General features: G+C 68.2%; 14 protein-coding genes. 11 read left to right on the top strand and 3 right to left on the bottom strand.

Going from position 1 to position 10,606, the window contains the following annotated elements; genetic code table 11:
* The first annotated feature begins 177 nt into the window (after nucleotides 1–177).
* The 9 genes from AC1D01_RS09420 to tatC are packed head-to-tail and all read left to right on the top strand — an operon-like array spanning nucleotide 178 to nucleotide 4,645.
* A complete protein-coding gene (locus AC1D01_RS09420; protein ID WP_477865783.1) occupies nucleotides 178–1,056 on the top strand; it encodes an ATP-binding protein in 879 nt (292 codons plus the stop codon).
* Nucleotides 1,053–1,502, top strand: a complete 450-nt coding sequence (locus AC1D01_RS09415; RefSeq protein WP_477865782.1) for an NUDIX domain-containing protein — start codon at nucleotides 1,053–1,055, stop codon at nucleotides 1,500–1,502. The genes AC1D01_RS09420 and AC1D01_RS09415 overlap by 4 nt, the downstream gene beginning before the upstream one ends.
* A complete protein-coding gene (gene hisI, locus AC1D01_RS09410; protein WP_477865781.1) occupies nucleotides 1,499–1,897 on the top strand; it encodes a phosphoribosyl-AMP cyclohydrolase in 399 nt (132 codons plus the stop codon). The genes AC1D01_RS09415 and hisI overlap by 4 nt, the downstream gene beginning before the upstream one ends.
* Nucleotides 1,894–2,274 (top strand): phosphoribosyl-ATP diphosphatase, encoded by a 381-nt coding sequence (locus tag AC1D01_RS09405; RefSeq protein ID WP_477865780.1) that lies wholly within the window; start codon nucleotides 1,894–1,896, stop codon nucleotides 2,272–2,274. The genes hisI and AC1D01_RS09405 overlap by 4 nt, the downstream gene beginning before the upstream one ends.
* Nucleotides 2,271–2,657 (top strand): DUF4870 family protein, encoded by a 387-nt coding sequence (locus AC1D01_RS09400; RefSeq protein ID WP_477865779.1) that lies wholly within the window; start codon nucleotides 2,271–2,273, stop codon nucleotides 2,655–2,657. The genes AC1D01_RS09405 and AC1D01_RS09400 overlap by 4 nt, the downstream gene beginning before the upstream one ends.
* The gene (locus AC1D01_RS09395; protein WP_477865778.1) at nucleotides 2,654–3,004 is read left to right on the top strand and encodes a histidine triad nucleotide-binding protein; all 351 of its coding nucleotides are present in this window, start codon (nucleotides 2,654–2,656) and stop codon (nucleotides 3,002–3,004) included. Before AC1D01_RS09400 ends, AC1D01_RS09395 begins: the two co-directional genes overlap by 4 nt.
* 45 nt (nucleotides 3,005–3,049) lie before the next feature.
* On the top strand, nucleotides 3,050–3,295 hold the full coding sequence (gene tatA / locus AC1D01_RS09390; protein ID WP_477865777.1) for a Sec-independent protein translocase subunit TatA: 246 nt from the start codon (nucleotides 3,050–3,052) through the stop codon (nucleotides 3,293–3,295).
* A gap of 43 nt (nucleotides 3,296–3,338) precedes the next feature.
* On the top strand, nucleotides 3,339–3,827 hold the full coding sequence (tatB, locus tag AC1D01_RS09385; RefSeq protein WP_477865776.1) for a Sec-independent protein translocase protein TatB: 489 nt from the start codon (nucleotides 3,339–3,341) through the stop codon (nucleotides 3,825–3,827).
* A 32-nt stretch (nucleotides 3,828–3,859) separates the two neighbouring features.
* A complete protein-coding gene (tatC, locus tag AC1D01_RS09380) occupies nucleotides 3,860–4,645 on the top strand; it encodes a twin-arginine translocase subunit TatC (RefSeq protein WP_477865775.1) in 786 nt (261 codons plus the stop codon).
* A 24-nt stretch (nucleotides 4,646–4,669) separates the two neighbouring features.
* Here the strand turns inward: tatC and AC1D01_RS09375 are convergent, their stop codons facing one another.
* Nucleotides 4,670–5,848, bottom strand: a complete 1,179-nt coding sequence (locus tag AC1D01_RS09375; protein ID WP_477865774.1) for a trypsin-like peptidase domain-containing protein — start codon at nucleotides 5,846–5,848, stop codon at nucleotides 4,670–4,672.
* Nucleotides 5,849–5,865: 17 nt separating this feature from the next.
* Here AC1D01_RS09375 and AC1D01_RS09370 point away from each other — a divergent pair, with 17 nt between their 5' ends.
* The gene (locus tag AC1D01_RS09370) at nucleotides 5,866–6,618 is read left to right on the top strand and encodes a Nif3-like dinuclear metal center hexameric protein (protein ID WP_477865773.1); all 753 of its coding nucleotides are present in this window, start codon (nucleotides 5,866–5,868) and stop codon (nucleotides 6,616–6,618) included.
* Here AC1D01_RS09370 and AC1D01_RS09365 read toward each other — a convergent pair whose 3' ends face one another.
* Together AC1D01_RS09365 and AC1D01_RS09360 are read right to left on the bottom strand one after the other, a co-directional pair.
* Nucleotides 6,619–9,552, bottom strand: coding sequence for a GH92 family glycosyl hydrolase (locus AC1D01_RS09365; RefSeq protein ID WP_477865772.1), 2,934 nt, complete (start codon nucleotides 9,550–9,552; stop codon nucleotides 6,619–6,621).
* A gap of 191 nt (nucleotides 9,553–9,743) precedes the next feature.
* Entirely contained in the window at nucleotides 9,744–10,133 is a 390-nt protein-coding gene (locus tag AC1D01_RS09360) for a BLUF domain-containing protein (RefSeq protein ID WP_477865784.1), read from the bottom strand.
* 103 nt (nucleotides 10,134–10,236) lie between these two features.
* On the opposite strand from AC1D01_RS09360, the gene AC1D01_RS09355 reads away from it, so the two are divergent.
* The coding region (locus tag AC1D01_RS09355; protein ID WP_477865771.1) for a Crp/Fnr family transcriptional regulator at nucleotides 10,237–10,606 on the top strand (370 nt) is incomplete at its 3' end.

Here is a 10,606-nt window from a genome sequence, read left to right as displayed (position 1 = left end):
GCCGATCTTCTGCGTGGAGTCGGCCCGCCAGGGCCGACCGCCGAGGCTGAGCCCCCAGCCCATCCCCTCACCCGCCGCGACGCGACGCGACGCGCCGTGACGCGCCGCGCAATAGCCGCCCAGTACACTGACGGCCCCGTTCCAGCCCAGGTGCCGGCACAGCCCCGGCGGTCTTGCATGTCTCTCGCTCCCGACACGTTGCTGCAGTTGGTTCAACGCGCCGAGGCGCTGCTCACACGGCTGGAGGCGGTGCTGCCGCAGCCGCTGGTCGCGCCCGACTGGTCCGCGTCGATCGCGTTTCGGTATCGCCGGCGTGGGGCCTCGGGCCAGTTGCTGCCGGTTCGCCACGTCGCCCACGTGCGCCTCGACGAACTGGTCGAGGTCGAGCCGCAGAAGGAGCGCCTGCTGCGCAACACCGCGCAGTTCGTCGCCGGCCACGCCGCCAACAACGTGCTGCTGACCGGCGCGCGCGGCACCGGCAAGAGTTCGCTGATCAAGGCCTGCCTGAACGAGTTCTCCGATCGCGGCCTGCGCCTGATCGAAGTCGACAAGGCCGATCTCGTCGACCTGCCCGACCTCGTCGACCTGGTCGCCGAGCGGCCCGAACGCTTCGTCGTGTTCTGCGACGACCTCAGCTTCGATGAAGGCGAGCCCGGCTACAAGGCCCTCAAGTCCATCCTCGACGGCTCGGTCTCGCAAGCCTCCGACAACGTGCTGATCTACGCGACCAGCAACCGCCGCCACCTGCTGCCCGAATACATGAAGGAGAACCTCACGTACCAGCACACCGAGGATGGCGAGGTCCACCCCGGCGAAGTGATCGAGGAAAAGATCTCTTTGAGCGAACGCTTCGGGCTGTGGGTCAGCTTCTACCCGTTCAGCCAGGACGAATACCTCGCGATCGTCGCGCAATGGCTGCGCGGCTTCGGCGTCGGCGAGGCCGAGATCGCCGCCGCCCGCCAGCCCTCGCTGGTGTGGGCGCTGGAGCGTGGGTCGCGCTCAGGGCGCGTCGCGTTCCAGTTCGCGAAGGACTACGCCGGGCGGCACGCGTCATGAGCGCCGATGCCGAGCGCACGCCGGTCGAGGTCGCCGTCGGCGTGCTGATCGATGCCGACGGCCGCTTCCTGCTGACCAGCCGGCCCGAAGGCAAGGTCTACGCCGGCTATTGGGAATTCCCCGGCGGCAAGCTGGAGGCCGGCGAAACCGTCGAGCAGGCACTGCGCCGCGAACTGCACGAGGAGATCGGCATCACGATCGGGCCGGTGCTGCCGTGGAAGGTCGAGATCGTCGACTACCCGCATGCCCGCGTGCGATTGCACTTCTGCAAGGTGTTCGCGTGGACCGGCGAGTTCGAGATGCGCGAGGCCCAGCAGATGGCCTGGCAGGACCTGCCGGTGCAGGTGCAGCCGGTGCTGCCGGGCACCGTGCCGGTGCTGGCCTGGTTCGCCGAGGAGCGCGGGTTCTCGGGCCCGACTTATGCGACGGATACACTCGCCCGATGAGCTGGCTCGACGAGATCAAGTGGGATGCGCAAGGCCTGCTGCCGGTGATCGCGCAGGAGGTCGGCAGCAACGACGTGCTGATGTTCGCGTTCATGAACCGCGAGGCCCTGGCCCGCACCGCCGAACTCGGCGAGGCGGTCTACTACAGCCGCTCGCGCCAGCGCCTGTGGCACAAGGGCGAGGAAAGCGGCCATGTGCAGCAGGTGCACGAGATGCGCCTCGATTGCGACAACGACGTGCTGCTGCTGAAGGTGACGCAGCGTGGCCACGCGCCCGGTGAACCTGGAATCGCGTGCCACACCGGCCGCCACAGCTGCTTCTTCCAGCTTTACAAGGACGGCGCCTGGCACACGGTCGAGCCGGTCTTGAAAGACCCCGGGACGATCTACAAATGACGGATGTGAAAACCGCGGTGAGCACCCCCCGCAACGGCAACGACACGCTGGCCCGGCTGGCGGCGGTGATCGAGTCGCGCCGCCAGGGCGACCCGGACAAGAGCTACGTCGCCCGGCTGTTCCACAAGGGCACCGATGCGATCCTGAAGAAGATCGGCGAAGAGGCCACCGAGACGGTGATGGCCGCCAAGGACGGCGACCGCCAGAAGATCGTCTACGAGGTCGCCGACCTGTGGTTCCATTCGATGCTCGCGCTGAGCGCCTTCGGCCTGACACCGGCCGACGTGCTGGCCGAGCTGGAGCGGCGCGAGGGCCTGTCGGGCCTCGAGGAATTCGCCGCGCGCAAGTTGCAAACCCGAGAGGCGGACGGAACATGAACGACGTGGTGAATACCCCTGAGCGTGACCAGTCGCTGAAGACGATCGGCCACATCAGCTATCTGCTGCATGCCATCGTGGCGGTGGGGGCCGTGCTGCCAGGCGCGCAGGCATCGATCACGCTGCTGATCGTCGCGCTGATCCTCGATCTGGTGAAGAAGGACGAGGCGGCCGGCACCTGGCAGGAGTCGCATTTCCGCTGGCGCATCCGCAGCGTGCTGTGGATGGGCGCCTTGTACGTGCTGACGCTGCCGCTGTGGTTCCTGCTGCTGCTGCCGGGCATGATCGCCTACATCGTCATCTCGATCTGGTTCCTCTACCGCATCGTCAAGGGCTGGTCGAACCTGAATTCCAACAAGCCGATGCCGGTGCCCGCGCCATGAGCCACGATCCGAGCTGCATCTTCTGCAAGATCGCGGCGGGGCAGATCCCGAGCCGCAAGGTCTATGAAGACGACGAACTGATCGCCTTCCACGACATCGCGCCCTGGGCGCCGATCCATTTCCTGCTCGTGCCGAAGGAGCATCTGGCGTCCTTGTACGACACCGTGCCGGACAAGCACCAGGCCTTGCTCGGCAGGATGCTGGCGCTGGCCCCGAAGCTCGCGCGCGAGCAGGGTGCAACCAATGGTTTCCGCACCGTGATCAACACCGGCGCCGATGGCGGGCAGGAAGTGCCACATTTGCACATGCATGTCATCGGCGGCCCAAGGCCATGGGCCAAGGGTTGACTCGGCCACCACCTAGAATCGGCTATTTCCCGCAGGAGAAGAATCATGGGTTCATTCAGCATCTGGCACTGGCTCATCGTGCTGGTGATCGTGGTCCTGGTGTTCGGCACCAAGAAGCTCAAGAACATCGGCAGCGACCTCGGTGGCGCCGTGAAGGGCTTCAAGGACGGCATCAAGGATGGTGCGGCCAATGCCGGCACCGACACCGCCGTGCCGCCGTCGCAACAGGTCGGCCAGCAGAAGGCCGCCGATCCGAACACCGTCGACGTCGAAGCGAAGACCAAATCGTGAGCATCCGAGGCCGGCCCGGGCTGGCCCGTCGGATGGCGGCCGCATGATCGATTTCGGTTTCGACAAGATCGCGCTGATCGGCGCCGTGGCGTTGATCGTCATCGGCCCCGAGCGCCTGCCCAAGGTCGCCCGCACCGTCGGCCACCTGCTCGGCAAGGCCCAGCGCTATGTGGCCGACGTGAAGGCCGAGGTGAACCGCTCGATCGAGCTCGAAGAGCTCAAGAAGATGAAGGGCGAGTTCGAGGACGCGGCCCGCAACGTCGAGCAGACGGTGTCGACCGAGATCCACCAGACGCGCGCCGACGTGGCCAGCGCTTGGGATGCGCCCGGCGACCCGGCCTTGAGCGCCAACAGCGGCCAGCACAGCGGCTGGGAGCCTCCGCCGCCGCAGTACAAGCACCCGAAGAAGAACTGGCGCCTGAAACGCGGTGCCACGCCGCAGTGGTACAAGCAGCGCAACGGCGTGCGCAGCAAGGCGCAATCCGGCGCGGCGCGTGTCGCGCGCTTCCGCCCGCCGCGCTCGTCGGTCTGACGCTCCTTGGCCAGAGAACCTGAATCCCTCCCATGAAGTTGAACAGCGACGGCCGCGATGAGCTGGAAGGCACCGAGCAGCCCTTCGTCACGCACCTGATCGAACTGCGCGATCGCCTGATCCGCGCGGTGATCGCGATCGGCGTGTGCTTCGGCATCCTCGCGATCTACCCCGGTCCGGCCGCCCTCTACGACCTGCTGGCGCACCCGCTGGTGGCGGCGCTGCCGGCCGGCGGCAAGCTGATCGCCACCAACGTGATCTCGCCGTTCCTGGTGCCGCTGAAGATCACGCTGATGGCCGCCTTCCTGCTGGCGCTGCCGGTGGTGCTGTACCAGGTGTGGGCCTTTGTCGCGCCGGGGCTGTACACGCACGAGAAGAAGCTGGTGCTGCCGCTGGTGGTCTCGAGCACGCTGCTGTTCTTCATCGGCGTCGCGTTCTGCTATTTCTTCGTGTTCGGCAAGGTGTTCGCGTTCATCCAGACCTTTGCGCCGAAGAGCATCGCGGCCACGCCGGACATCCAGGAGTACCTGAGCTTCGTGCTGACGATGTTCGTCGCGTTCGGCGCCGCCTTCGAGGTGCCGATCGTCGTGGTGGTGCTGGCCCGCATGGGCATCGTCACGCTCGAGAAGCTGAAGGCCTTCCGCGCCTACTTCATCGTGCTGGCCTTCATCGTCGCCGCCGTCGTGACGCCGCCCGACATCGTCTCGCAGCTCGCGCTCGCGATCCCGATGTGCATCCTGTACGAGGTCGGCATCTGGGCCTCGGTGATTTTCATCAAGCACACGCAGGCGCCGGAAGACACCACCCAGAAGGTCTGACCGCGCGGTCAGACCTCCCCGGTCTCACTCCTCGCGGGGCGCCGCCTTGCCGCGCGGCCGCTGTGCCACCATCACGCTGATCTCCAGCGCCTTGTCGCCGCGCTGCACGCCGATCAGCGCCTTCTGCTTCGGTTTCAGTCCGGCCACGGCGGCCAGCAGCTGCACCGTGTTGCCCACCGGCGTCTCGGCCACCTTCACGACCACGTCGCCCGGGCGCAGGCCGCCGCTCGCGGCCGGCCCGTTCTGCAGCACGCCGGTGATCAGCACGCCTTCCTTGATCGGCAGGTTGAAGGTCTCGGCGATCTCCGGCGTCAGGTCGCGCGGCTCGACGCCGATCCAGCCGCGCGTGACCTGGCCGTCGCGGATCAGCCCTTCCATCACCTGGCGCGCGGTGGTCTCGGGGATCGCGAAGCCGATGCCCAGGCTGCCGCCGCTGCGCGAGTAGATCGCGGTGTTGATGCCCAGCAGGTTGCCGTTGGTGTCGACCAGCGCGCCGCCCGAGTTGCCGGGGTTGATCGCCGCATCGGTCTGGATGAAGTTCTCGAAGGTGTTGATGCCCAGCTGGTTGCGGCCGAGCGCGCTGACGATGCCCGAGGTGACTGTCTGGCCGACACCGAACGGGTTGCCGATCGCCAGCACCACGTCGCCCACCTGCAGCGTCTCGGCGCTGCCGAAGGCGATCACCGGCAGCTTGTCGAGCGTGATCTTCAGCACCGCGACGTCGGTGTCGGGGTCGCTGCCGACCACCTTGGCCTTGGCGCGGCGCGCGTCGACCAGCTGCACCTCGATGTCGTCGGCCCCTTCGACGACATGGTTGTTGGTCAGCAGGTAGCCCTCGGGCGAGACGATCACGCCGGAGCCGAGGCCCACCTGCGGCTGCTCGCGCTGCTGCGCGCCCTGTTCACCGAAGAAGAACTTGAACCACGGATCCTCGGCGTGCGGGCTGCGCGCCGGCGCCTTGCTGGCGGTGATGCTGACGACCGCCGGCGAGGCGCGCTTCGCGGCGGCGCTGTAGCTCGGCGCACTGCCGCCGGGCGGCAGCGACACCTGCTGGATCGACGGCGCCTGGCTGATCGACACGATGCTCGGCAGGCCGTTGCCGGGCTGGCGGCGCACCCAGTCCGGCTTCAGCGTCGCGACCACGAACAGCACGGCCACGGCCACCGTCACGGCCTGGGAGAAAATCAGCCACGTCTTGCGCATCAACAGGGTCCTGTGTCATGGCCGCACGCTCCGAAATCGAGTCCTACCTGAACACGCTGCTGGACGTGGGCCGCTTCCGCGATTATGGGCCGAACGGTCTGCAGGTCGAGGGCAAACCCGAGGTGCGCAAGCTGGTCTCGGGCGTCACCGCGAGCCGCGCCTTCATCGAGGCCGCGGTCGAGCGGGGCGCCGACGCGCTGCTGGTGCACCACGGCCTGTTCTGGAAAGGCCATGACGGGCGCATCACCGGCTGGCTGAAGGCCCGCATCGAGCGGCTGCTGGCGGCCCAGGTCAACCTGCTGGCCTACCACCTGCCGCTGGACGCGCACCCGCAGTTCGGCAACAACGCACAGCTCGGCGTGCGGTTGAACTTCATGGCCGACGGCCGCTTCGGCGACCAGGAGCTGGGCTGGATCGGCAGCCCCGCGCAGCCGCTGACGGTGCCGGCGCTGACGGCGCTGCTGAGCTTGCGGCTGAACCGCGCGCCGGTGGTGGTCGATCCCGGGGTGGGCCGGCCAATCCGGCGCGTGGCCTGGTGCACCGGTGGTGCCCAGGGGTATTTCGAGGCGGCGATCGCCGCCGGTGCCGACGCCTACGTCACCGGCGAGATCTCCGAGCCGCAGGCGCACCTCGCACGCGAAACCGGCGTGGCCTTCTTTGCGTGCGGGCACCACGCCAGCGAGCGCTATGGTGCGCCTGCGCTGGCCGCGCACGTGGCCGAGAAATTCGGCCTCGAGCACGAGTTCATCGAAATAGACAACCCCGCCTGATCAGGGCGCGACGCGGATGTCGTCGACGAATCCCCGGAAGGTGCCGGTTGCATCCGGCCGGTCATAGGCCACGAGAATGCGCGCGATCGTGCGTCCCGCCGCCCACTGGCCGATGTTCGAGCGCACCTCGTTCCAGGTATTGCCGGCGAGCCGGCCGCCTCGGCCCTGGAACTCCGGATGCACCCTCACGCCGTTCTGGTCGGTCGCGCCCGAATCGCGCAGGCTGCTGCCGTCGGTGAAGATCAGGTCCACCGCGACGAAGGCGCTGTTCGGCGCCGAGTTCTGCGGGTRGATCCAGTACGACAGCGTGGTGCCCGCGCTCACCGGGATGCGCACGTCGAACACCTTGTTGTACGAGAACGAGCGCGTCGCGTCCGTGTCGTTGCCCGAGTACATCAGCGCCGTCGTGCCGCTGTGCGCGATGTTCTCGCGCCGCGTCGAGGTCTCCATGTGGTTCAGCCCGCAGCAGAAGCCGCCGACGTTGGCCTGGAAGTCGACCGTGTCGTTCCAGTCGGGCTGCGCGATGCCGGCCTCGAAGTCCGAGAAGAAGCCGCTCGCGTTCGTCGTCGTGCGCGGCGCATCGAACGAGGGCGGTGCATCGGCCGCGGCGCTGCCCCAGGCGGTGTTGGCGGCGGTACCGAGCACGAAGTCGAGCGTGGTGTCGGCGCCGAGCTGCGCAAGCGGCAGCCAGGTGCGCGTCGACGTGGCGCCGTTCAGCTTCAGGCTCTGCACGTAGGTGCCGTTCGCGCCGGCATTCGACGCGTTGATCGTCAGCGTGCGGCCGTTGCCCATGCGCACCGCGGTGCTCGGGAACAGCGGGCTGCCGACCACGAAGCCGCCGAGCCCCGGGATCTCCGGATACAGCCCGAGCGCGCCCCACACGTACCAGGCCGAGGTGGCGCCCAGGTCGTCGTTGCCGGTCAGGCCGTCGGGCCCGGTCTTGTACAGGTCGGTCAGGATGCGCCGCACCACCGCCTGCGACTTGTACGGCGCGCCGGCGAAGTTGTAGGCCCACGGCGTGCCGTGCTCCGGCTCGTTGCCCATGAAGGCGTACGGGCTGTTCGGCCCCGAGTCGAGCTGCGTGAAGTGCTCGTCGAGCCGCGTGATCGCCGCCGCGTTGCCGCCCATGCGGTCGAACAGGCCGCGGTAGTTCTGCGGCACCATCCAGGTGTACTGCGCCGAGTCGCCTTCGACGAAGCCGGCACCATCGGTGCGCGTGAAGGCGCTCTTGAAGCTGCCGCCCGCGGTGCGCGGGTGGAGGTAGCCGCTGAAGTTGGAATACAGCGGCTTCCACATCTGCGCCTGCGTCAGGTACTTGTCGCGCTTGACCGTGTCGCCGAGCGATGCGGCGAACTGCGCGATCGCCGAATCGGCCAGCGCGTACTCCTCGGCCGAGGCGGCCGCGCCCCACAGGTCGGGCGTCTCGATCGGGATGTAGCCGTGGCCCAGGTAGTCCGCCAGCCCCGGCCGCGTCTCGCAGTTGCGCGAGCGCGTGCCGGGCTGCGTCGCGCCCTGCTCCATGTAGCGCAGCGCGGCCGCGGTGTCGAAGCTGCGGCCGCCGAACGCGTACAGGTTGGCGACGATCACCGCGCCGGCATCGCCCACCATCACGCAGGTGTCGTCGTTCGCGGTCGGCCACTTCGGGTAGCCGCCGCCGCCCTTCTCGGCATCGACCACCATCGACTGCGCCATGTCGCTCGCCTCCTTCGGTGCGAGCCAGCCGATCAGCTGCACCTGCGAGCGGTAGATGTCCCAGCCGGAGAAGGTCGCGTACTTGTCCCAGCCGGTCGCGGTGTAGGTCTTGTTGTCGAAGCCGATGTACTGGCCGTTCACGTCGCTGAACAGGTTGGGGTGCAGCAGCGAGTGGTACAGCGCGCTGTAGAACTTGGTGYGGTCGTCGGTCGATCCCCCTGTCACCTGCACCTTGTTGAGCGTCGCGTTCCAGGTCGCCTGCGCCGTACTCCTGATGCCGTCGAAATCCCAGGCCGGGTTCTCGGCCTGCATGTTCAGCTTCGCGTTCGCGGTGCTGACGTACGAGACGCCGATGCGCAGCTTCACCTGCCCGCCGCCGGCGAACTTGACCCAGCCGCCGTTGTTCTGTGCACGCGCCGCGGTGCGCGAGCCGGGCGTCACGGTGTCGCCCTGGTAGGTGCCGAAGCTCGCGAACGGCTTGTCGAACTGGCCGTGGAAGTAGACGAAGTAACCGCCGCCGCCGCACACGCCGCCGGTCTCGACGAAGCCCTGGACCGAGTCGGTGCCGACGATCTCCAGCTGCGCGCTGCGGGCGCCGACGCCGTTGCGGCCGATGTTCAGGATCATCGTCGCGTCGTTGGTGGCCGGCCAGGTGAAGCGGCCGGCGCCGGTGCGCTTCGTGACGGTCAGCTCGGCATTGACGCCGTTGTTCAGCCCGACGCGGTACGAGCCCGGCACGGCCTGCTCGTTGGCGTGCGAGAAGCCGACCTGGTAGGCCTCGATGTGGGTGCCGGGCGAGCTGGCGATGTTGCCCACGATCGGCAGCATCGAGATGTCCTGCTGGATCGAGCAGCCGGTGCCGCTGGAGTGGACCAGGCTGATGCCCTGGATCACGCCCTTGTCGTAGTTGTAGCCGCCGAAGCCGTAGAACTCGCCGTAGCCGGTGTCGGGGCTGTACTGCACCATGCCGAACGGCAGCGTCGCGCCGGGGAAGGTGTTGCCGACCGCACCGCCGGTGCCCTGGTTGTCGGGGTTCGGGTTGCCGATCTTGGTGCCGACGAACGGGTTCACCAGCGGCAGCAGGTCGATGTCGGCCGCCTGCGCGGCCTCGGTCGGCGCGCGTGATGCCGTCGCCGGCGCGTCCTCATGCCCGCTGCCGCCGCAGCCGGCCGCGAGCAACGCGGCGAGCCACCCCAACCGCAGGGCGAAGCCTCGCCGCGGCGTTGAACGATGTTGTTGCAATCTTGTCTCCTCAGTCGCGCGGGGACCGATGCACAGCGGAGCTGGCGTGCGGTCATGTCCGCACGAAACTGCCACACGTCTACTTCTTGCTCTGGAGGCACCCTGGCTGTGCAGCGTAGGGGCAGGCCCTCGCCGGCTCGAGGGGAGATTCCCGCGCAGGAGTCAGCGCAGCGAGCGAAACAAGGGGCTCGTCAGGACGACAGGTCCCAGCCCGGTACGCGCTGCAGGAAGGTGTGCAAGGCCTCGACTGCGCCGAGCTCGCTGACGTCCTCGAAGACGTCGAGGTCGTCGGGCTCGCAGTAGCCGGTGCGCCAGCGCGGCTGCAGGCGCGCACTGCCGTCCTCGTTCTCGAACAGCACGCGGTAGCCGGTGTGGCGTGGATCGGCCTGGATGCGATGCGCCAGCGAGACGACATGCGCGCGCGGGCCCTCGATCAGCTGGCAGAAGCGCGCACCGTCGAACACCAGCACGCCGGTGATGCCGAGCTGCTGGTTGCGTTCGCGGGACACGTGCAGAATCTGCGCCACCACCGAGAAGTCCCGACCGGACGCGAGATGGCTGAGGTAGAGAAGGCGGTACACGGACAACGGGGCTGGAGGATTCACGGGAAGGCCGAAACCTCCAATCTATCGGCCGCGGAGGGCCGCACACATGTCAAAAGACACAGCACTGCCACACCCTGCGGTGCGCGTTCCGTGCAGCGAGTGCCCGCTGCGCGCGCTGCCGCTGTTCGTGCCGGCTTCGCCCGACGAACTGGCGCTGATCCAGTCGCTGAAGCACCGCGAGCTGCGGCGCGACAGCGGCGCCAGCATCATCGACGAGGGCGCGGGCGACGCACCGCTGTTCACGCTGTTCTCGGGCTGGGCCTTCCGCTACAAGACGCTGAGCGACGGCCGCCGGCAGATCCTGAACTTCCTGCTGCCCGGCGACTTCATCGGCGTGCAGCAGAAGATGACCGATGCCGCGGTGCACGGCGTCGAGGCGCTGGGCGAGGCCTGGCTGTGCGTGTTCGAGCGCGACGCGCTGTGGTCGCTGCACCAGCACACGCCGCGGC

The sequence above is a fragment of the Rhizobacter sp. P3_B12 genome (genome assembly GCF_056402895.1).
The sequence above is the reverse complement of the archived record's forward strand: the minus strand, read 5'-3'. Positions and strand labels throughout refer to the sequence as shown.